15 protein-coding genes are annotated in these 21,138 nt (G+C 73.9%); 7 read left to right on the forward strand and 8 right to left on the reverse strand.

Features of this window, described 5'->3' with window-relative positions; translation table 11 throughout:
* The 3 genes from ACVV2G_RS10620 to ACVV2G_RS10630 are packed head-to-tail and all read left to right on the forward strand — an operon-like array spanning position 1 to position 3,001.
* Positions 1-1,158, forward strand: a complete 1,158-nt coding sequence (locus ACVV2G_RS10620; protein WP_453842388.1) for a glycosyltransferase — start codon at positions 1-3, stop codon at positions 1,156-1,158.
* Positions 1,155-1,901: a YveK family protein gene (locus tag ACVV2G_RS10625; RefSeq protein ID WP_453842389.1), complete on the forward strand. Its 747-nt coding sequence runs from the start codon at positions 1,155-1,157 to the stop codon at positions 1,899-1,901. Before ACVV2G_RS10620 ends, ACVV2G_RS10625 begins: the two co-directional genes overlap by 4 nt.
* Positions 1,898-3,001, forward strand: coding sequence for a GNAT family N-acetyltransferase (locus ACVV2G_RS10630; protein ID WP_453842390.1), 1,104 nt, complete (start codon positions 1,898-1,900; stop codon positions 2,999-3,001). Before ACVV2G_RS10625 ends, ACVV2G_RS10630 begins: the two co-directional genes overlap by 4 nt.
* A 25-nt stretch (positions 3,002-3,026) precedes the next feature.
* Here ACVV2G_RS10630 and ACVV2G_RS10635 read toward each other — a convergent pair whose 3' ends face one another.
* On the reverse strand, positions 3,027-4,262 hold the full coding sequence (locus ACVV2G_RS10635; RefSeq protein WP_453842391.1) for a glycoside hydrolase family 26 protein: 1,236 nt from the start codon (positions 4,260-4,262) through the stop codon (positions 3,027-3,029).
* A gap of 144 nt (positions 4,263-4,406) precedes the next feature.
* Here ACVV2G_RS10635 and ACVV2G_RS10640 point away from each other — a divergent pair, with 144 nt between their 5' ends.
* The gene (locus tag ACVV2G_RS10640; protein WP_453842392.1) at positions 4,407-5,711 is read left to right on the forward strand and encodes a carboxylate--amine ligase; all 1,305 of its coding nucleotides are present in this window, start codon (positions 4,407-4,409) and stop codon (positions 5,709-5,711) included.
* A gap of 83 nt (positions 5,712-5,794) precedes the next feature.
* Here ACVV2G_RS10640 and ACVV2G_RS10645 read toward each other — a convergent pair whose 3' ends face one another.
* The 7 genes from ACVV2G_RS10645 to mmsA all read right to left on the reverse strand — a co-directional run bounded on the left by ACVV2G_RS10645 (position 5,795) and on the right by mmsA (position 16,725).
* Positions 5,795-6,625 carry a chaplin gene (locus ACVV2G_RS10645; protein ID WP_453842393.1) on the reverse strand — a complete coding sequence of 277 codons (831 nt, stop codon included), beginning with the start codon at positions 6,623-6,625 and terminating at the stop codon, positions 5,795-5,797.
* Positions 6,626-6,740: 115 nt separating this feature from the next.
* On the reverse strand, positions 6,741-6,968 hold the full coding sequence (locus ACVV2G_RS10650; protein WP_453842394.1) for a chaplin: 228 nt from the start codon (positions 6,966-6,968) through the stop codon (positions 6,741-6,743).
* A 260-nt stretch (positions 6,969-7,228) separates the two neighbouring features.
* On the reverse strand, positions 7,229-9,154 hold the full coding sequence (locus ACVV2G_RS10655; protein ID WP_453842395.1) for an AMP-dependent synthetase/ligase: 1,926 nt from the start codon (positions 9,152-9,154) through the stop codon (positions 7,229-7,231).
* Positions 9,155-9,386: 232 nt separating this feature from the next.
* Positions 9,387-10,268 carry an ABC transporter permease gene (locus tag ACVV2G_RS10660; protein ID WP_453842396.1) on the reverse strand — a complete coding sequence of 294 codons (882 nt, stop codon included), beginning with the start codon at positions 10,266-10,268 and terminating at the stop codon, positions 9,387-9,389.
* Entirely contained in the window at positions 10,265-12,916 is a 2,652-nt protein-coding gene (locus ACVV2G_RS10665) for an alpha/beta fold hydrolase (RefSeq protein ID WP_453842397.1), read from the reverse strand. The genes ACVV2G_RS10660 and ACVV2G_RS10665 overlap by 4 nt, the downstream gene beginning before the upstream one ends.
* Positions 12,917-13,125: 209 nt before the next feature.
* Positions 13,126-14,550 (reverse strand): APC family permease, encoded by a 1,425-nt coding sequence (locus tag ACVV2G_RS10670; protein ID WP_453842398.1) that lies wholly within the window; start codon positions 14,548-14,550, stop codon positions 13,126-13,128.
* A gap of 672 nt (positions 14,551-15,222) precedes the next feature.
* On the reverse strand, positions 15,223-16,725 hold the full coding sequence (gene mmsA, locus ACVV2G_RS10675) for a CoA-acylating methylmalonate-semialdehyde dehydrogenase (RefSeq protein ID WP_453842399.1): 1,503 nt from the start codon (positions 16,723-16,725) through the stop codon (positions 15,223-15,225).
* 888 nt (positions 16,726-17,613) lie between these two features.
* Between mmsA and ACVV2G_RS10680 the strand changes: the two genes are divergently transcribed.
* From ACVV2G_RS10680 to ACVV2G_RS10690, 3 genes are all read left to right on the forward strand, one after another.
* Complete coding sequence (locus ACVV2G_RS10680; protein ID WP_453842400.1) at positions 17,614-17,814, forward strand: helix-turn-helix transcriptional regulator; 201 nt, start codon at positions 17,614-17,616, stop codon at positions 17,812-17,814.
* A gap of 549 nt (positions 17,815-18,363) precedes the next feature.
* The gene (locus tag ACVV2G_RS10685) at positions 18,364-18,603 is read left to right on the forward strand and encodes a heavy-metal-associated domain-containing protein (protein WP_453842401.1); all 240 of its coding nucleotides are present in this window, start codon (positions 18,364-18,366) and stop codon (positions 18,601-18,603) included.
* An 83-nt stretch (positions 18,604-18,686) separates the two neighbouring features.
* A complete protein-coding gene (locus tag ACVV2G_RS10690) occupies positions 18,687-21,014 on the forward strand; it encodes a heavy metal translocating P-type ATPase (RefSeq protein WP_453842402.1) in 2,328 nt (775 codons plus the stop codon).
* Positions 21,015-21,138: the final 124 nt, after the last annotated feature.

Consider the following 21,138-nt stretch of genomic DNA (forward strand, 5'->3'; position numbering starts at 1 on the left):
ATGCGGGTTCTGCACGTCATCACCGGCCTCGGTGTCGGCGGCGCCGAGCTGCAACTGCGGTTGCTGCTGCGGCATCTGCCCGTCGACTGCGACGTCGTCACACTCACCGGGCCGGGGACTGTAGCCACCGGGCTGGTGGCCGACGGGGTGCGGGTGGTCCACCTCGGCATGACCGGCAACCGCGACCTGTCCGCCCTGCCCCGCCTGGTCCGCCTGATCCGCGACGGCGGCTACGACCTGGTCCACACCCACCTGTACCGGGCCTGCGTCTACGGCCGGCTCGCCGCACGGCTCGCCGGCGTGCGCGCGGTCGTCGCCACCGAGCACTCCCTCGGCGACACCCAGATGGAGGGGCGCCCCCTGACCGCGGGCGTACGCGCCTTGTACCTGGCCGGGGAGCGCCTGGGCAGCACCACCGTCGCCGTCTCCCCCACCGTCGCCGGTCGCCTGCGGCGCTGGGGTGTACCCGCGCCGCGCATCGAGGTCGTCCCCAACGGCGTCGACCTGGATCGCTTCGCTTTCGACCCGGTACGACGGCTGCGCACCCGGCACCGACTGGGCGTGCCCGACGACGCTTACGTCGTGGGCGGCATCGGCCGACTCGTGCCCGGCAAGCGGTTCGACGTCCTGGTCCGCGCGCTGTCCCGCCTTCCCCGGGACTGCTGGTTGCTGCTGGTCGGCGGCGGCCCCGAGGAGCGTCTCCTGCGCCGCACCTCGCGCGAGGCCGGGGTCGCCGATCGGGTACTGCTCACCGGCGAACGCCCCTCCCTGCACGACGGCTCTCCGGGCCCCGATCTGCCGTCGTTGGCGTCCGCGATGGACGTGCTGGCCTCACCGTCCCCGGAGGAGGCGTTCGGACTGGCGGTCGTGGAGGGGCTCGCGGCCGGGCTGCCGGTGCTCTACGCCTCCTGCCCGGCGATCGAGGACCTCCCCCGGCAGGCCGCGCCGGCCGCCCGGTACGTGAGCGGCGGCGAGGAGGAGTTCGTGCGCGTCCTGGCCGAACTCCGGGCGGCGGGCCCCGCACCTCGGCATCCGCCGGAGGCCGCCCGGCACTACTGCATCACCCACAGCGCCGCGCAGCTCATGCACGTGTACACCACCGCCGTCGGTCACTCGTTGCCCCCGGCATCCGCACTCCAGGGAGTCAGTTCCGTATGACGGAGAAGACGAAGACAGAGAACAGGCCCGGCGGCCGGACAGGCGACCGGGCCGACGGGCAGGCGCCCGGCCACCGCCGCCCGGCCGCCTCCCTGAGCCGCGCGACAACCCGCGTCAGGTCCTGGGCCGGGTCGCTGCCGTCCTGGTCCCTGCTGGTCGCGGGTGTCCTGGCGGGCGCCCTGGCCGGCGGTGCCTACGGCCTGGCCCGGACGCCGCAGTACACGGCCACCAACTACGTCGTCGCCGTACCGGCCGAGGGCAGCGACCCGGCGTCCGCGCTGGGCTTCGCGCAGGCCTACGGCCGGGTCGCCACACAGCTCGCGGTGCTCGGCGACGCGCAGGTGTGGGCGGGAGTGCCGGCCGCCACGCTGAAGGAAAGCGTGCGGACGGCGACCTCACCGGACGCGCCGATGGTCGCGATCACTGCCACCTCGACCCGCCCGGACCTCGCCGCCGACATGGCCAACGCCGTCGCCCGCGCGCTGACCCGGCACGCAAGCACCGCGGCGGACGCCACCCGCGTCGGCCTGCGGCAGTTCGCCCGCGCCACCGAGCCCGCCGAGCCGTCGTCCGCGTCCGTCGCGCTGACCGGCCTCATCGGCGCGAGCGCGGGCGGGCTGCTCGGCGCGCTCGGCCTGCTGGTCCGGCCGCGCCGGGCCTCGGACCACCCCGGCCGCCCGGCCGCCGTGCCCGGTCCCGCCCCCGCCCCCGTGCCCGCCGCCGACTTCCGAGGGCACCTGTGAGGTACCGGGCCGAACTGGTCACCGAAGAGGAGGTGTTCGGCGGGCTGGGTACCGAGTGGGGGTGGCTGCACCGGCGGTGCGGGGCGGCGACCCCGTTCCAGAGCCACGCCTGGCTGCACTCGTGGTGGCTGTCGTACGGCAGGCCCGGCCGGCTGCGGCTGCTCGTGCTCCGCGACGGGCCGACACTGGTCGCCGCAGCCCCGCTGATGCGCGTACGGCGACCGGTGCCGGCCCTGGTGCCGCTCGGCGGAACGATCTCCGACTACGGCGACGTACTGGTGGACGACGAGCATGGCGAGGCGGTGGTGGCCGCGCTCACCGACGCGCTGTCGGCCGCCGCCCGCACCGCCCTGGTCGACCTCCGTGAGGTACGGCCCGGCGCCGCCGCCGAGCGCGTGTACGCCCGCTGGCCCGGCCCTCGGCATCGAGTGGACGATTCCCCGTGCCTGGAGCTGCCCGCCGTCCCCATGGCCGACCTGATCACCCGTCTGCCCTCGGCCAAGTCCCAGCAGCGGGCCCGCGCCAAGCTGCGCAGGCTGCACGCGCTCGGCATCAAGAGCCACGCCGTCCTGCCCGGCGAGGCTCGGGCGGCGGTGGGACGGCTGCTGGATCTGCACCGGTTGCAGTGGCAGGGACGGCCGGTGACCGGTGAGCATCTGAGTGCCCGGTTCCGTGAGCATCTGGTGCGGTCGGCGGAGTCGATGGTGGCCTCCGGGGACGCGGTCGTCACCGAGTTCCGGCTGGACGACGAGGTGGTGGCCGTTGACCTGACGCTGCTGTCGCCGCGGCTGGCGGGCGGCTACCTGTACGGCGCTCATCCCCGGCTGCGCGACCGCAAGGCGGACGTGGCGGCGATGCTGCTCGAATCCTGCGCCGGGCACAGCCTGGCGCAGGAGCGCGGCACGCTGAGTCTGCTGCGCGGTGACGAGCCGTACAAGCACCACTGGCGGCCCCGCAAGGTGGTCAACCAGCGGCTGCTGCTGGCCCGACGGCGTACCGCCCCGCTGCTGACGGTGGCCGCCGGCGACGTCGCCGCGCGCCGTCGGGCCAAGGAGCTGCTGCTCCGCCGGAAGGAGCGCGACGGTGGCAGGGGGTCCTGACCGGGGCGGCCGGGGTCGTACGCCGCTAGCTGTTTCCCGGCAGCCGGTCCAGGCGCTCGCACAGCCGGCTGCCGAGCCACTGCTCGACCCAGCGGTCGAACCAGTCACCGAGGTGCAGCGGCGAGCAGCCGACCGGCGACTCGGGCGCGGTGGGCACCGGCGTCGGCGCCGGCGCCGACGGGGTGCCGGGTTCGTCGCTACGGCCGAACAGCGCGGACCGGTAGACCCGGGCCGAGCGGGGGTTGGACCCGCACTGCCACACACCGTGGGGGCAGTAGTCGGTCAGCGTGTTGTACAGCGGCCGGTGCTCGTCCATCCAGGCGAGCATGCGCCGCATGTACTCGGCGTTGTCGCCGTTGCGGAACAGCCCCCACTCGGGATAGGAGACGGGTTTGCCGTGCGCCCGGGCGAAGTCGACGTGCGCCTGGAGGCCGTAGGGTTCGGTCACCTGCTCGTCGAAGGTCATGCCGCGCGGCTGGTCGTAGGAGTCCATGCCGATGATGTCGACCGTGTCGTCTCCCGGGTAGCACTCCGTCCAGGGAACGGCGTCCCGGCCGCGGCTCGGCGTGAAGTCGAAGCGGAACCTCTGGCCCGGAACGGCGCGCATGGTGGTGACGATCCGGTTCCAGTACGCCTTCCAGGCCCGCGGGTCCGGACCGCAGCGGTGGGTGTACGTGATGCCGTTCATCTCCCAGCCCAGCACCAGGACCGTGTCCGGCACCTCCAGCTCGACCAGCCGCTCGGCCAGGGCCCTGAAGTGGTGGTCGAACCGACCGGCCGCGCCCGCGCGCAGCAGTTCGCGCACCTCGTGGTCGGCGACGCCCTCCTCGTTGCGCTCCAGCATGGGCACGTTGAGGACGAACAGCCGGTCGGTCTCGCGGTTCCGCCAGTCGGCCCACGCGTCGAGGAAGCCGGGGGCGCCCACGATGTTGCTCCACCGGTCGCCGGGCAGATAGGTGTGGCCGACACGCAGCTCGGCGCCGCCCAGCCAGCGGCTCAGCTCGGCCATCCGGGACACGCCGCGGGGGCCGTAGTGCAGGTAGGCGCCGAAGGCGGGCTCACCGCCCGGTGGCTCCCGCGGTGCGTCGGGAGCGTGAGGAGCCGCGAAGAGGGGCGGCGCGGTCGATACCGACGGTACCGGGTCGGTCGGGCCGGCGGCCCGCACCGGGGCCGCGACCAGCACGGAGGACATGGCGATCACCGCCGCCACGAACGCCGGCCACCGCGCACTTGCCCTTTTCCGCGGCTGGTGTGGGAACATTCCGGCCCTCTCCTGACTCACTTGCGGCCCTTCTTCTTCTCCCGCTGTTTTTTCTCCAGACTGTTGACAGTCAGTCACGCCCTAAGCCATCGCGCCACCGGCGCTACGGCTTCCGAGTACTCCCTCACCGAAGGAAGAAAGTCAGTGTCGACCTTCGACACCCGCGTTCCCGCAGTCGTTCTGCGCATCGACCCCAACCCCTTCCACCACGGCACCCTGGGTGCCGTTCGGTCCCTCGGCCGGGCGGGCGTGGAGGTGCATCTGGTCGCCGACTGCGCGCACAGCCCGGTCGGTGCCTCCCGTTACCTCCACCGGCTGCACACCCCGCCACCGCCCGGCGCGTCGCCGGCGGACATCGCGAAGGTGCTGCATCGCGTCGCGGCCGGGATCGCGCGGCCCGCGGTCCTGGTGCCGATGGACGACGCGAGCGCGATCGCGGTGAGCCGCACGCGCACGGAGCTGGCCTCCCGCTATCTGCTGCCGGACCTCCCCGGCACGCTGCCCGAGCGCGTGGCCGACAAGGCCGAGCTGGCCGCCGTGTGCGCTGCCCTCGACGTTCCGCATCCGATGACGGTGTTTCCGGACAGCGCGGCCGAGGCCGTCCGCGCCGTGGAAATGCTGGGATCACCGGTGGTCGGAAAGTGGAGCCGGCCCTGGCTGCTGCCCGCCGGCAGCGGGCTGCGCAGCACACGGCTCGTACGCTCCGCGCAGCAGGCGCGTGAGCTGTACGCGCGAGTCGAGGAGGCGGGCAGCCGACTGCTGTTGCAGGCGTTCCTACCGCCGGGCCCCGGCCGCGACTGGTTCGTCCACGGGTACGCCGACCGCGGTGGCGCCCTACGTGCGGGCGGCACCGGCCGAAAGACGCACGCCCGGCCGCGCGGCGCCGGTCTGACCGCGGTCGGCCGCTGGGCACCCGACCCGGGGGTGCGGGCGCTCGCCGAGCGGCTCGTCGGCGAGCTGGGCTACCGCGGTGTCCTCGACCTCGACTTCCGCCGCTGCGGCAGCACGGGGCGCTATCACCTGCTCGACTTCAACCCACGCCCCGGCGCCCAGTTCCGGCTGTTCACCGACACCGCCGGCCTGGACGTCGTACGGGCTCTGCACCTGGACCTGACGCACCGTCCACTGCCGGCGGGGGCGGCCGTGCCGGGGCGGGTGTTCGTGGTGGAGAACTACGCGCCGCTGACCGCGCTGCGCCCGGCGCCCGGCGGGCGGGAGGCGGCCTGGCACGCCTCGGACGACCGGGGACCCGGTCGGGCGCTGTGGGGACTGTGGGGCCGCCGTGTGGCCGGACGGCTGGTTCAGCGGCTGCGCCGGCAGGGCGCGGCGCGAAACGGCACGGCGGGCACCCGCCCGGTGCGGCAGGCAGCGGTCACCCGGCTGCCGCACCAAGCCTGCCCGATGGATGCGGTCGGCGTCGGCGAGGGCGAACGGGCGGGCAGCCGCTGAGCGGGGCGCCGGACACGGCTCCGCCCCCGGCCGGGCCTGTCGGCGCCGTGCGGGGGCGGAGCTGGGAAGCGGCCGCGGTGACGCTATCGGCCGGAGGCGACGCGGTTGCGGCGGTACAGGAGGGCGCCGCCGGCGATCAGCCCGGCGCTCGCGGTAGCGGCGCCGAGCAGTCCTCCGCTGCCGGTTTCCGGCAGGGACGCGGCCTCATGGCCGGCATCCGCGGGCGACACACTCTCTTCACCCGCGGGCTGCGGGGCGTCCTCCCCGCCCGACGGCGGGGTCTCCTGCTCATCGGCCGGCGCAGGCTCCTCCTCGTTCGCCGGCGGCGGGGTGTCCTCGGTCGGCGGTGGTGTCGTGGTGGTTGCCTCGTCGTCGCCGTACCCACCCTGTGCGCAGCCGTTGCCAGCCACCGGGTTGAGCGCTCCCACGACATTGACGGTGTTGCCGCAGGCGTTCACCGGCGCGCTGACCGGCACCTCGACGACGTTGCCGGAACCAATACCGGACGAGCCATCGGTCAGGCTCTCCGCGGCCGAGTCGGAGCCGTCGTCCGCGCCGTATCCGGAGTCGTCGTCCGCGCCGTATCCGGAGTCGTCGTCCTCGCCGTATCCGGAGTCGTCGTCCTCGCCGTATCCGGAGTCGTCGTCCTCGCCGTATCCGGAGTCGTCGTCCTCGCGCTCGTCGGCGTCGGGTCCGCACTTGTTGCCGAAGGACGGGTTGAGCGCCGCTGCCGCGTCGACGGTGTTGCCGCACGCGTTCACCGGTGCGTTGACCGGCACCTGCACGACGTTGCCGGAGAAGGCTCCCGAGGACTTCTTGGCGACCCCGTCCGCCTGTGCGTCGGCCAGGGCGGGGCTGCCGCACAAGGACAGGACGCTCGTCGCGGCGGCTGCCGCGACCATTCCCCTGCTCAAGGTCTGTCGCAATTCCGTGATCTTCCTACTGGTAGATGTGGAAAGCCGGCCTCGGCGCCAACCGGGTTGGCCAAGGCCGGCGATGACGTGGCCGGGCGACTGGTGCCTGGCCGTGTCAGTCGCTCTCGCACTTGTTGCCGAGCGCCGGGTTCAGCAGGGCGACGATGTCCACGGTGTTGCCGCAGACGTTCACCGGTACGCTGACCGGCGCCTGGACGACGTTGCCGGAGAAGTCGCCTTCGGAATCCATGGCCACGGCAGAGGTTTCCGCGTCGGCGAAGGCCGGGGTGCCGATGCCCAGGGCCATGACCGCGCCCGTCAGGAGAGCAGCGCTCTTCTTCATGTGATGTCCCTTCTCCGCGGTCATGCGGGGTGCCGGCGGAAGCCGGGCGAGCACCGTCCGACGGCTCGCACCATGACCGCAGCCTGCAAACGAGGAAATGACCGCCGGGGAAACTGAGAAATGGATGACCATGAGGAATTCACTCGGATGCCCCATGGCGCAGCACGGCCGGACTCCTCGCGCGCCGGAAACGGAGCGCATTGCCACGTGTGTCCTGTGCCGCTGAGGGGTGACGCTGCGGGAAGGAACCTCGTCCTGTGTCAGCGCCCCGCCGCGTACAGCGCCTCGATCTCGTCGGCGTACGCCGCCACCGCCGCGTGCCGCTTCACCTTCAGGGACGGGGTCAGCAGCCCGTTCTCCTCGGTGAACTCGCCCTCGATGATCCGGAAGGCCCGGATCGACTCGGCGCGGGACACGGCCGCGTTGGCGTGGTCGACGGCCCGCTGCACGTCGGCGCGCATCCGCTCGTCCCGTACGACCTCGGACATCGGGGTGTCGGCGGGCAGCCCCCGGACCGACAGCCAGTGGGCGACGGCGTCGGGTTCGAGGGTGACCAGGGCGGCGACGAAGGGGCGGTTGTCGCCGACGACGAGGCACTGGGCGACGGGCGGGCGGCTGCGCAGGCGGTCCTCCAGGACGGCCGGGGAGACGTTCTTGCCGCCGGAGGTGACCAGGAGGTCCTTCTTGCGGCCGGTGATGGTGAGGTAGCCGTCGGCGTCGAGGGAGCCGAGGTCGCCGGTGGCGAACCAGCCGTCGGTGAGGGCGGCGTCGGTGGCCGCCGGGTTGTTCCGGTAGGCGCCGAAGACGATGCCGCCCTTGACGAGCACCTCGCCGTCGTCGGCGATGCGCACGGCGGTGCCGGGGACCGGCGGGCCGACGGTGCCGGGGCGGGGTCCGAGCGGCGGGACGATGGTGGCGGCGGCGGTGGTCTCGGTCAGGCCGTAGCCCTCGTAGACCATGATTCCGGCGGCGTAGAAGAACAGGTTGAGGTCGCGTTCGAGCGGGGAGCCGCCGCTGATGGCGTAGCGCATCCGGCCGCCCAGCTCGCCCCGGACCCGGCGGTAGACCAGCAGGTCGTACAGGGCCCAGCCGGCCCACAGGGCGGGCCCGGGGCCCCTGCCGCGGCCGAGGAAGCGCTCCAGGTGCGCCGCGCCGAAGCGGACGGCGAGGCGGTGGGCGCGCTCGAAGGAGGCGCCGCGGCCGAGCTTCTCGGCTGTCGCGCGGCCCGTGTCGTGGATCTTCTCGAAGAGGTACGGGACGCCGACCAGGAAGGTCGGGCGGAAGGTCTTCAGAGCCGGCCGGAGTTCGTCGGGCCTGATGCTCGGGAAGTGGCCGATCTCGATGCGGGCGAGCAGGCAGGCGATCTGGATCGTGCGGCCGAGGACGTGGGCGAGGGGCAGGAAGAGGAGGGTCGAGGCGGTCTGGCCGGTGACCTCCTTGAAGATCGGGTGCAGCAGTTCGACCGTGTTGGCGGCCTCGGCGTGCAGGTTGGCGTGGGTGAGGACGCAGCCCTTGGGACGGCCGGTGGTGCCGGAGGTGTAGCAGACGGTCGCCACCGTGTCCGGCGTCAGGGCGGTGCGGCGCTTGGTGACCTCCTCGTCACTCACGCCCCGGCCGAGGTCGGTCAGGTCGGCGAGGGCTCCGGCGTCGAGTTCCCAGGTCCGCGGGTGTTCGGGGTGAGCGGCCGTGCTGGCCACGACGGTGGCGGTGTGGGCGGCGGTCTCGGTGACGACGTGGCGGGCACCGGAGTCGCGGACGATCCACTCGACCTGGTCGGCGGAGGAGGTGGCGTAGACGGGGACGGTCTGGCCGCCCGCCGCCCACACCGCGAAGTCCAGGACCGTCCACTCGTAGCGGGTGCGGGACATGACGGCGACCCGGCCGCCGGGTTCCAGGCCGGCCGCGATCAGGCCCTTGGCGACGGCGGTCACCTCGGCCGCGAACCGTGCCGCGGTGACGGGCTGCCAGACGCCGTCCACCTCACGGCGCAGGGCCACCGCTTCGGGTGCCTCGGCCGCGTTGGTGAACGGGATGTCGGCGGTGCTGCCGGTGGTGGGGCGGGAGGCGAGGGGCGCGGTGCGGGCCTCGCGGACGGTGCCGTGTTCGTCCGTGACGGTCTCGGTCCTCGTGCGGGACGTCAGGTCACCGCGCCCTCTCGCCCGTTTCAGGTCCTTGCGTACGCCCATGACGGCTCCCGGTCGCGGATCGGACTGACGTTCTGTCGTGCGCTCACGCTTACTTACTTGAGAGTAAACTTACTCGCGCGTAAGGATAGGTCAACGGGTCCGGCCGGGATACGGCGCCTCAGGCGGGCGGGCGCACCGGCAGGGGCCGTGGAGGCCTTCGGCGCCCCGGTGACCTGGGCGCAGCCCGGGGCGCCCGGCGACCGACGGCCTTGCGGGCGCGGCCCGGGGCGCCCTACGACACGACGTCCTTGCGGGCGAACCCCCGGAAGGCCAGCGCGAACAGCACGAGGGCGTACGTCACCGACAGCGACGTGCCCTGGATGAGGCGGGTCCAGTCCAGCTGCGGCCGGACGGTGTCGAGCCAGGCGTACTGCCAGTGCGCGGGCAGGAAGTCCCGCCAGCCGCCGAGGGCGGTCACCTCGTCCAGGACGTTGCCGATGATGGTCAGGCCGACCGCGCCGCCGACCGCGCCGAGCGGCGCGTCCGTCCTGGTGGACAGCCAGAACGCCAGGGCCCCGGTGACCAGTTGCGAGACGAAGACGTACGCCACCGTGACGGCCAGGCGCTCGACCGCGGTGCCGGTGGGCAGGCTGCCGCCGGTGGGCAGCTCCAGCGGTCCCCAGCCGTAGGCGACCGTGCCGACGGCGAGGGCGACCAGCGGCAGCAGGACGATCGCGGCCAGGCTGAGGGTGAGCGCGACGACCAGCTTGGACCACAGCAGGCGGGCCCGGGGCACCGGCGCCGCGAGCAGGTAGCGCAGCGAGGACCAGCTCGCCTCCGAGGCGACCGTGTCCCCGAAGAACAGGGCGACGGGCACGACGAGGAGGAAGCCCGCGGAGGCGAAGAGGTTCACCGCGGCGAAGTTCGCCCCCGACGCGGTGGCCGAGTCCATCAGGTTGACCTGGTTGTTCGCCCCGTCCGGCCCGCCGCCGAGCCGGAAGGCGACGAGCAGCACGAACGGGAGGGCGAACAGGATGCCGCCCATCACGAGCGTGCGCCGCCGCTTCAGCTGCCGGACCAGCTCCACCCGCACGGGCAGCGTACGGCCCGCGCGGTAGCCTTCGGCGACCTCTCGGGGGCCGACGGGCTCGGCGCGTTCGGCCAGCGTGCTCATGCCGGGTCTCCGATCAGGGTCAGGAAGGCGTCCTCGAGGCGCCGGTGGGGGCCCACCGACTCCACGGGCACGTCCAGGCGTACGAGTTCGGCGATCAGCTCCCGGGCCGTGGTGCCGGTTTCGAGGCGGACCAGGAGGCCGTCGTCGGTGCGGACGGCCGAGGCCACGCCCGGCAGGGCGGCGACCTTCTCGGCGAGGGGCGCGTCCACGGGCGCGGCGGTGCCGACCAGCAGCGTGTCGCCGGAGCCGACGATCTCGCCGACCGGGCCGGCCTGCACCAGCCGGCCGTGGTCCATGACCACCAGGTGGGTGCAGGTCTGCTCGACCTCGGCCAGCAGGTGGCTGGAGACGATCACCGTGCGGCCGGCCACCGCGTAGCGGATCATCACCTCGCGCATCTCGCGGATCTGCGGCGGGTCCAGGCCGTTGGTCGGCTCGTCCAGGATCAGCAGGTCGGGCAGGCCGAGCATGGCCTGGGCGATGGCGAGGCGCTGGCGCATGCCCTGGGAGTAGGTGCGCACCGCGCGGGCGAGTGCCTCGCCGAGGCCGGCGATCTCCAGGGCCTCGTCGAGGTGGGCGTCCTCGGGCGGGCGGCCGGTGGCCCGCCAGTACAGCTCCAGGTTCTCGCGGCCGGACAGGTGCGGCAGGAAGCCCGCGCCCTCGACGAAGGCGCCGACGCGGGAGAGCACCGGGGCGCCGGGCGCGATGGCGTGGCCGAAGACGCGGATCCCGCCGCCGTCGGGGGTGATCAGGCCCATCAGCATGCGCAGGGTCGTCGTCTTGCCCGCGCCGTTCGGCCCGAGCAGGCCGAGCACCTGGCCCTTCTCCACCCGGAAGGACAGGTCCCGGACCGCGTACCGGTCGGTGGACCTGGCGTACCGCTTGGTCAGGTCGGTGATCTGCAGCGGTACGCCGGCCAGCGCCGGGTCGGGCGGCGGGGCCGTGGTGCGGCGGCGGGCGGTCAGCAGCAGGGCCGCGGCCACCACCGCTCCCGCCAGGGGCGCCCACCAGACCCAGGCGGGCAGCCCGGCCACCCGGCCGGTGCCGCCGAGCGCCGTGGGCACCTGCAGGTCGCCCTTGAGGGAGACGGTGTACGTGGCGGGGGCGGCCGGGGAGGCGTAGCCGAGGTCGGTGGAGGACAGGACCAGGCGCAGCCGGTGGCCGTCCTCGACCTCGTGGTCCACGGCCGGCAGGGTGATCGTCACGTCCTTGCCCGCCTTGGCGTCCTCCACCCTGAGGGGTGTGACGAGCTGGGCGGGCAGGACCTGCCGGGTGCCGTCGGGGCCGACGTCGTAGACCTTGGCGAAGAGCACGGCGTCGTCGCCGGTGGACTTCACGTGGACGGTCGCGGTCGGCGAGCCGGTGATCTGGAGGTCCTCCTCCAGGGGCGCCGACTCGAAGGCGGCGTGCTGGCCGGGGAAGTCCAGGGAGACGCCGAGGCCCAGCGAGGAGAGCTGGGAGAGGCCGCCGGAGCCGCCGATGCCGGGCAGGGCGGAGACGGCGGGCGGGCTGGCGCCGGCCGGGTTGTCGAAGCGCTGCTCGCGTCCGCGCAGTGCGATCGCGCGCGGTTCGCTCCGCAGTCCGGGGTAGGAGTCGGCGCTCACGCCCTCCAGGCGGGGTTCGCCGTCGCCGCTGCCGGTGCCGAGGGTGCGGCTGACGCGGAAGGCGGGGCCGGTGCCGGCCGACTCGTCGTCCTTCAGGTAGCGGTCGAACCACGCCCCGACGCGGTCCTGGACGCGGTCCGTCTCCAGGTCGCCGCCGTCGTGCCCGCCCGAGACCCAGTCGACGTCGACGGGTGCCCCGTTGGCCCGGATCGCCTTCGCGGCGGCGTCGGCCTGGCCGAGCGGGAAGAGGGAGTCGGTCTGGCCCTGCATCAGCAGCGTGGGCACGTCGATGCGGTCGCCGACGGCCTGCGGGCTGCGCTCCTCCAGGAGCTTCACCGCCTCCGTATCCGGTGCCCCGCGCTCGGCGACCCGCTGGTACATCCGGCAGAGGTCGGCCTCCAGCTGCTCGCAGCCGCCGCCCAGGTTGACGAAGATACCGGCCCACAGCTTCTTGAAGACGCCGTTCGGGAAGAGGGCGTCCGCGAGGTTCCAGTACGTGATGGCGGGGGCGACGGCGTCGACGCGGTCGTCGTGCCCGGCGGCCAGCAGGGCGACGGCGCCGCCGTAGGAGCCGCCGGCCACGCCGACGCGCGGGTCGCCCTCTCCGTCCAGCCGGACCTCGGGCCGCTTCGCCAGCCAGTCGATCAGCCGGGACACGTCGGCGACCTCGCCGTCCGGGGCGTTCAGCCCGATCTTCCCGGTGGACTCGCCGAAGCCGCGCGCCGACCAGGTCAGGACCGCGTACCCGTCCCGGGCGAGGCTCTCCGCCTGCTCGCGTGCGTCGGCCTTGCTGCCGCCGAAGCCGTGCGCGAGCAGGACGGCCGGGCGCCGGCCGCCGGAGCCCGCCGTGAAGTACGAGGTGTCCAGGCGCACCCCGTCGCCCACGGCCACGGTCCGGTCGGCGCGGTGCACCGGGGGCGGGTCGTCACCGGCGACGGCCGTCCAGGTCCCGGCGCCGGCGAGTACGACGACGGCGGCCGCGGCGCCGAGTACCCGCCGCGGCCCCCGTAGCAGCCCTCGCGCGCGGGGCAGTCGAAGATCCATGGCACAACGGTACGGGCCGCCGCCGGCGACCGGGGCAGCCCCCGGGCCGAACCTCCGCCCCTCCTACGGACGTACGCGGCCGGCGCCGCGTACCGCGGGTGCGGTAGGCGGGGCCGCGGGTGCGGCAGGGCGGGCGCGGCAGGGCGGACGGTGGGCGCGGCAGGGCAGGCACGGCAGGACGGACGGTGGGCGCGGCAGGGCGGGCCGTGTCACGGCCGGGTGGGTTCCCGGACGTCTTCCGGGAGGGTCACCAGCCAGCGCGTGTCGCGGCGCGGGCGCAGGTACAGGGCCCAGTACAGGGTGGCCGCGGCGGTGATGCCGCCGGTCCACAGCAGGTGGCTCGTCTCCTGCTGGGCCAGGATGTAGGCGAGGACCGCGATCAGCAGGACGGGCACCACGGGCCACAGGGGCATGCGCCACGCGTGCGCGTGCCGGTGGGAACCGCGCCGGCAGAGCAGGGCGGCGACCGCGACGAGCAGGTACATGCCGGTGACGGAGACGCCCGTGACGCCGTACAGGGTGTCCAGGTCGACGAAGCACAGCACGGCACCGGGCACGCCGACGGCGAGGGTGGCGACCCATGGGGACCCGAACCGGCCGAGCTGGGCGAAGAGGGTGTTCACCGGCCCGGGCCAGGCCCTGTCGCGGGCCGAGGCGAACAGGACGCGCGAGTTCTGGATGACCATGACGATGCCGGCGTTGATGATGGCGAGGGCGACGCAGAGGCTGACGAAGGTGCCGACGGCCGAGTTGGACCAGACGGTGACCATGGTGCCGATGTCGCCGCCGGTCAGCTCCGCGAGGTCGGAGGCGCCCAGGGTGATGGCGACGACCGGTACCAGGATGATCACGGTGGAGATGCCGAGGGTGGCGAGCACCGTGCGGGCGACGTTGCGGCGCGGGTTCTCCAGCTCCTCGGAGAGGTAGACGGCGGTGGAGAAGCCCTGGGTGACGAAGAGGGCGATGGCCAGCCCGGAGACGACCAGCACGGCCGTCACGGGGTCCGCCGCTCCGTCCGCGCCCGCCACCTCCATGGAGACGAGGCTGCCGGGGCCGCGCTCGCCGTGGGCGAAGCCCAGCACCGCGACGACGGCGGCGGCGATGACCTCCAGGACCAGGAAGACACCGGTGATCCAGGCGTTGGCGCGCAGGTCGAGGAGGCCGGCGAGGGTGGCGAGCACCATGACGCCGGCGCCCGCCACGGAGGGGTCGAGACGCACGATCGGTTCGAGGTAGTCGGCCGTGCCCATCGCGATCACCGGCGGCACGATCATGACGACCAGCAGCGACAGTACGAAGACCAGCCAGCCCGCCAGCCGCCCGGCCAGGGTCGACACCATCGCGTACTCGCCGCCCGCGCTGGGGATGAGGGTGCCCAGCTCCGAGTAGCAGAACGCCACGGCGACGCACAGGAGGGAGCCGATGGCGATGGTCAGGGCGGTGGCGGTGCCGAGCGAGCCGAACAGGTCGGGGACGACCACGAACAGCGTGGAGGCGGGGGTCACGCACGAGAGCGTCAGGAGGGTTCCGCCGACGACCCCGATGGAACGCTTGAGCGTCCGGGGCTCCGGGAGGTCCGGAAGGTCCGGGGGCGCTGCGGCTGTGGTCTCGGCGGGGCGGAGCGTGTCGGTCATGGAGCGGTTCCGATCGACTCGTGCGGGGTGGTTCGGGCGGGAGCGCTATCGCCTCCGGCGGCTTGGTCGTACGTGCTTCTCGTCCGCTCCCGACGCCAGATGGAATCCCGACGAAAACCGCTGCGTCAATGGGTGTTCACCTACGGAAACCGTTGAACTAAGCCGCCTGGACACCGGGAAACCGCACCATTCCCCTTCCGGCAGAAGCTCTTTGCGGCGTACGGGAACCGTTGGGACCGGAGGAAAAAAACGTGCCGCCGTCCGGTCCCCGGACGTGGCCGACGGGCCCGGTGGGCACTCCCGGCACAGGTGAGCCACAGGAACCCGGCGACGGACGGGACTTCGCGAAACAGACATAGGACGCCGCCCGGACGGCCGACGGCGGCGGTGAGGACGAGGGCGGCGCGGCGGCGGACACGGCGGCGATGTGGTGACAGACACGGCGGCGGCGCGGCGGCGGACACGAGGGCGTGCGGCGTGGAGCGCGCGAGGACGGCCGTGGTGACGGCGTGCGGCTCCGGGGGCGGGGAGGGCCGCCCGGGCGGGGAGGGCTGACGCGAGGGGCGTCGGGACGGCAGGGGGCCGGGGGGCGCGCGGCGCCGGGGCGCTCCGGGGCCGGGGACGCGGGGCGGTGTCTGCGCCCCCGGCCGGGGGCGCAGGCACCGTGGTGTCTCAGTGGTTGCGCGGGAAGCCCAGGTCCACGCCCGCCGGGGCGTCGGCCGGGTCCGGCCAGCGGGTGGTGACGACCTTGCCGCGGGTGTAGAAGTGCGTGCCGTCGTTGCCGTAGATGTGGTGGTCGCCGAAGAGCGAGTCCTTCCAGCCGCCGAAGGAGTGGTAGCCCACGGGGACCGGGATCGGCACGTTCACGCCGACCATGCCGGCCTCGACCTCCAGCTGGAAGCGGCGGGCCGCGCCGCCGTCCCGGGTGAAGACCGCGGTGCCGTTGCCGAAGGGCGAGGCGTTGATGAGGGCCAGCCCCTCCTCGTACGTCTCGGCGCGCAGCACGCACAGGACGGGGCCGAAGATCTCGTCCTGGTAGGCCTTCGCCGTGGTCGGCACCCGGTCCAGCAGGGAGATGCCGATCCAGTGGCCGTCCTCGTGGCCCTCGACCGTGTACCCGGTGCCGTCCAGGACGACCTCGCAGCCCTCGGCCGCCGCGCCCGCGACGTAGGACGCCACCTTGTCGCGGTGCGCCGCGGTGATGAGGGGGCCCATCTCCGACGCCGGGTCGTCGCCGGGGCCGATCCTGATCTTCTCGGCGCGCTCGCGGATCTTCTCGACCAGTTCGTCGCCGACGGCGCCGACCGCCACGACCGCGGAGACGGCCATGCAGCGCTCACCGGCCGAGCCGTAGGCCGCCGAGACCGCCGCGTCCGCCGCCGCGTCGAGGTCGGCGTCCGGCAGTACCAGCATGTGGTTCTTGGCGCCGCCGAGGGCCTGGACGCGCTTGCCGTTCGCGGAGGCGGTGGTGTGGATGTACCGGGCGATGGGCGTCGAGCCGACGAAGGAGACCGCCTTGACGTCCGGGTGCTCCAGGAGGCGGTCCACGGCCACCTTGTCGCCGTGCACGACGTTGAAGACGCCGTCCGGCAGACCGGCCTGCGAGAGCAGCTCGGCGATCTTCATCGCGGCCGACGGGTCCTTCTCGCTCGGCTTGAGCACGAAGGTGTTGCCGCAGGCGATGGCGAGGGGGAACATCCACATCGGCACCATCGCCGGGAAGTTGAACGGCGTGATGCCGGCGACCACGCCGAGCGGCTGGCGGATCGAGGCCACGTCGACGCGGGTGGCGACCTGTGTGGACAGCTCGCCCTTGAGCTGCACGGTGATGCCGCAGGCCAGGTCGACGATCTCCAGGCCGCGCGCGACCTCGCCGAGCGCGTCGGAGTGCACCTTGCCGTGCTCGGCGGTGATCAGTTCGGCGATCTCGTCCCGGTGGGCGTCCAGCAGCGCCCGGAACGCGAAGAGGATCGAGGTGCGCTGCGCCAGCGAGGACTGCCCCCAGGTCAGGTACGCGTCCTTGGCCGCGGCGACCGCGGCGTCCACCTCGTCGACCGAGGCGAAGGCCACCTTCGTGGTGACCGCGCCGGTCGCCGGGTTCGTCACCGGCCCGTACGTGCCCGAGGCGCCTTCGGCGGTCTTGCCGCCGATCCAGTGGTTGACGATGTTCGTCATGACCGAGAACTCCTTCACAGATGGCGGCGACGGGTCGAGACGTGCCGTCGGTCCAGCTCACGGGCCGTGAGCGGCGACGGTCGGGTCGCGGTCACGGCCATGCGTCCATCCCAGCAGCCGGGCGCGTCGGGCGCGCCCGACACTGTGTATGCGGTTCGGGTGTCCGCGTAGACACGTGGGGCGGTGCCGGCGGCCGGCGCCCCGGCGGGACGCGGGAACCTCCGGCGCGGGGCCGGTGCGAGCGGGGAGTCGGCGCTCGTACTTCGCTCCTGCCAGGGCGAAGCGGCCTTCCCGCGCCGGAGGCGTTGGGTGGGGGAACCGGTGGGCGTTGAGTGAGCCCCGGCCCTCGGCGAACAGGCCGTGCGCACCATCGCGTTCCCCTTCGTGCCTTGCGTGCCCGTCGTGCCCGTCGCGCATGACGTGCCCGTCGTGCATGACGTGCATGCCACGACGCGGATCGTCGGGCACGACGCGGCGGTCGTTCCCGTTCCTGCCCGTCGCCGCCTGCCCGCCGTTGCGTCTCCCCCGGTTTCTAGCCCCGCGCGTGCGGCCTGTCAATGTTTTGTCCGGACATTCGGACGACAGAACGGACGACATGGCCCGGGTGGCCGACCACCCACGCGCCGCGGGCTCCCGCGGCCACCGAAGTCAACGCGCCGCGCCCGTGCCCCGGCGCACTCCTGTGCGGCACTCGTGTCACGAACGCGCCTCCGAGGTCACGGATGTCACGTGCCCGCGCTTCTTCCGTCACACCCGGGAACGGGCCCCGACCGCCCCTCACCCACCGTCGTTCATCCGGCGCAGGCTTGGTGATCGCCGGCGCAGCGCCCGGCTCCCCCCGGCGGCCGTCCCGGTCGCCGCCGCGGCGCGCGCAGGGAGGTGTGGCTAGTGACCGACCGAAGGCTCTGGTCCTACAAGGACATCGCGGCCCACATCCGGGTCCGGCCGGACACCGTACGGTCGTACCGCAAGCACGGGCTGCTGCCCCCGCCCGACCACGTGGAGGGCGGGAAGCCGTTCTGGTACGCGGACACGGTCCGGGCCTGGGTGGCGTCCCGGCCGCGCAACCGGGACCGCCGGTCCGACTGACGGTGACGGCCGCCACCCCGTACGGGCGTCGTTCCGTACGGACTCCGTAGGGGCGCCGTTCCGTACGGACTCCGTAGGGGCGCCGTTCCGGGCCGGGTACCCGTGGGAACCGGTGCGGTGCCGGCGGGCGAGGGCGGCAGGCCGGCCCGGACGTGCCGGCCGCGGCGGCGCAGCCGTTCACGGTCGCGGCGCGGGCGGCCGGTGAGCCGACGGCGGCCGGTGAGCCGAGGGTGCCCGACGAGAGGCGGGCGCCGCCGCCGGACCACGGCCCGGAACGCCGTGGTCCGAGCCGTCCTCGGGCACGGCCACGAGGCCTGCGTCTGCGAGTGCGTCTGCGTCTGTCTGCGTCGACGAGCGCGACGTACCCGGCGAAGGCGCCCCCGCGGCGGGGCCCGCCGACCTCACTTCCGTCCCGTCGTTCCCGCCTCCGCTCCCCCCTCACACGGCGGACTGGGGGACCCCCATACCCCCTAGGGGTACAGTGGACAGTGCGTGGTCCGCACCGGATCACGGGTACCCGCCCAGGACACCCCGACGAGGAGCAACGACATGACCGCCCAGACCGACACCCAGGGCTCCGTCACCACCGTCTACAAGGTGAGCGGAATGAGCTGCGGACACTGCGAGGGCGCCGTCTCCGGCGAGATCTCCGAGATCGCGGGCGTCGGCTCGGTGCAGGCCGTCGCCTCGACCGGCGAGGTCACCGTCGTCTCCGAGGCAGCCCTCGACGACGAGGCGGTACGCGCCGCCGTGGACGAGGCCGGCTTCGAACTCGTCGGCAGGGCCTGAGCCGCAGCACCGCACCCCGGCAGCACCCACAGCCCCTCCGACCGGGCCGCGCGCGGTCCGGTCGGCCGTCTGGAGTCCGGACCATGACCAGCACCACCGCGTCCAGCACCACCGCCAACGACACCACCGCCAACGACAGCACCGCGGCCGGCCCCGCCGCGCAAGGGTCCACGGCCGGCACGGCCGCCGGGCCGGACCTCGCCGAGGTCGAGCTGCTCATCGGCGGGATGACCTGCGCCTCCTGCGCGGCCCGCGTCGAGAAGAAGCTCAACCGCATGGACGGCGTCACCGCCACGGTGAACTACGCGACGGAGAAGGCGCGGATCACCCACCCGGCGTCCACCGGGGTGGCCGATCTGATCGCCACCGTCGTCAGGACCGGGTACACCGCGGAGGAACCCGCGCCGCCGCCGGAGCCGGCCGACGACGCGGCGCCCCCGGACGACGGCGACGGCGCCGACCCCGAGCTGTCCGCCCTGCGCGGGCGCCTCGTCGTCTCCGTCCTCCTCGCCGCGCCCGTCGTGCTGCTCGCGATGGTCCCGGCGCTCCAGTTCGACAACTGGCAGTGGCTCTCGCTCACCCTGGCCGCGCCCGTCGTCGTCTGGGGCGGGCTGCCCTTCCACCGCGCCGCCTGGACGAACGTCCGGCACGGCGCGGCCACCATGGACACCCTCGTCTCGCTCGGCACGCTCGCCGCGTTCGGCTGGTCCCTGTGGGCGCTGTTCTTCGGCGACGCGGGCATGCCGGGCATGCGGCACGGCTTCGATCTGACGGTCTCCCGCACGGACGGCGCCTCCACGATCTACCTGGAGGCCGCCGCCGGGGTCACCGCCTTCCTCCTCCTCGGCCGCTGGCTGGAGGCCCGCTCCAAGCGTCGCGCCGGCGCCGCGCTGCGGGCGTTGATGGAACTGGGCGCGAAGGACGTCGCGGTCCTGCGGGACGGTCGCGAGGTGCGTGTCCCGGTGGCCCGGCTGGCGGTCGGCGACCGGTTCGTCGTACGGCCCGGGGAGAAGATCGCCACCGACGGGACGGTGGTCGAGGGCGCCTCGGCCGTGGACGCCTCGATGCTGACCGGCGAGTCGGTACCGGTGGACGTGGCGGCCGGCGACGCCGTCACCGGGGCGACGGTCAACGCCGGGGGCCGGCTGGTCGTCGAGGCGACCCGGGTGGGCGCCGACACACGGCTGGCGCGGATGGCGAAGCTGGTCGAGGACGCGCAGAACGGCAAGGCCGAGGTGCAGCGGCTGGCCGACCGGGTCTCCGGGGTCTTCGTGCCCGTCGTGCTGCTGATCGCGGTCGCCACCTTCGGCGGATGGCTCGGCGCCACCGGGGACGCGGTCGCCGCGTTCACCGCCGGCGTCGCCGTGCTGATCATCGCCTGCCCGTGCGCGCTGGGCCTGGCCACGCCGACCGCGCTGATGGTCGGCACGGGCCGCGGCGCCCAGTTGGGCATCCTCATCAAGGGCCCCGAGGTGCTGGAGTCCACGCGGCGCGTGGACACGGTCGTACTGGACAAGACCGGCACCGTCACCACCGGCCGTATGACCCTGCAGGAGGTGTACGCCGCCGAGGGCACCGACGAGGAGCAGGTGCTGCGGCTCGCGGGCGCCGTCGAGCACGCCTCCGAGCACCCGGTGGCCCGCGCGGTCGCGGCCGGCGCCGAGGAGCGGTGCGGGGCGCTGCCGGGCGTCGAGGACTTCCGCAGCGTTCCCGGCCGGGGCGTACGCGGGCGCGTGGAGGGCCTTGAGGTGACCGTGGGGCGCCTGTACGACGTCCTCCCGCCCGAGGTCGCCCGGGCCAGGGACGCAGCCGAGAGGGGCGGTCGTACGGCCGTCGTGGTCGGGTGGGACGGCGCGGCGCGCGGGGTCGTCGCCGTGGCGGACGCGGTCCGGGAGACCAGTGCCGAGGCGGTGGCCGAGCTGCGCCGGCTGGGACTCACCCCGGTGCTGCTGACCGGCGACAACCGGAGCGTCGCCGAGGCGGTCGCCCGGGCCGTCGGCATCGACGAGGTGATCGCCGAGGTGCTGCCCGAGGAGAAGGTCGCCGTGGTGGAGCGGCTGCGCGCCGAGGGCCGTACGGTCGCGATGGTCGGGGACGGCGTCAACGACGCTGCCGCGCTCGCCACCGCCGACCTGGGGCTGGCGATGGGCACGGGGACGGACGCGGCGATCGAGGCGGGCGACCTGACGCTGGTGCGCGGGGACCTGCGGGTGGCCGCGGACGCGATCCGGCTGTCCCGGCGGACCCTGTCGACGATCAAGGGCAATCTGGTGTGGGCCTTCGGCTACAACGTGGCCGCGCTGCCCCTGGCCGCCGCCGGGCTGCTGAACCCGATGATCGCGGGGGCGGCGATGGCCTTCTCCTCGGTCTTCGTGGTGACCAACAGCCTGCGGCTGCGCGCGTTTCGCTGAGGTCTCGATGACCTGAGCCCTCTGGAGTCCGGCACGTCCCTCACATAAGCTCTTCACAAGGCTCGCGCATCTTCCTTACGCTTGAGCCCCGGGCAACACGCCGGGGCCCTTGCGCACTTAACGG

It is taken from the genome of Streptomyces sp. JK94, assembly GCF_053613315.1.

Bases quoted from the DNA above. Each gene is read 5' to 3' on its own strand.
- ACVV2G_RS10620 (WP_453842388.1), top strand. From the start codon at position 1: ATGCGGGTTCTGCACGTCATCACCGGCCTCGGTGTCGGCGGCGCCGAG.
- ACVV2G_RS10625 (WP_453842389.1), top strand. From the start codon at position 1,155: ATGACGGAGAAGACGAAGACAGAGAACAGGCCCGGCGGCCGGACAGGC.
- ACVV2G_RS10635 (WP_453842391.1), bottom strand. From the start codon at position 4,262: ATGTTCCCACACCAGCCGCGGAAAAGGGCAAGTGCGCGGTGGCCGGCG.
- ACVV2G_RS10650 (WP_453842394.1), bottom strand. From the start codon at position 6,968: ATGAAGAAGAGCGCTGCTCTCCTGACGGGCGCGGTCATGGCCCTGGGC.
- ACVV2G_RS10655 (WP_453842395.1), bottom strand. From the start codon at position 9,154: ATGGGCGTACGCAAGGACCTGAAACGGGCGAGAGGGCGCGGTGACCTG.
- ACVV2G_RS10660 (WP_453842396.1), bottom strand. From the start codon at position 10,268: ATGAGCACGCTGGCCGAACGCGCCGAGCCCGTCGGCCCCCGAGAGGTC.
- ACVV2G_RS10665 (WP_453842397.1), bottom strand. From the start codon at position 12,916: ATGGATCTTCGACTGCCCCGCGCGCGAGGGCTGCTACGGGGGCCGCGG.
- ACVV2G_RS10670 (WP_453842398.1), bottom strand. From the start codon at position 14,550: ATGACCGACACGCTCCGCCCCGCCGAGACCACAGCCGCAGCGCCCCCG.
- mmsA (WP_453842399.1), bottom strand. From the start codon at position 16,725: ATGACGAACATCGTCAACCACTGGATCGGCGGCAAGACCGCCGAAGGC.
- ACVV2G_RS10685 (WP_453842401.1), top strand. From the start codon at position 18,364: ATGACCGCCCAGACCGACACCCAGGGCTCCGTCACCACCGTCTACAAG.
- ACVV2G_RS10690 (WP_453842402.1), top strand. From the start codon at position 18,687: ATGACCAGCACCACCGCGTCCAGCACCACCGCCAACGACACCACCGCC.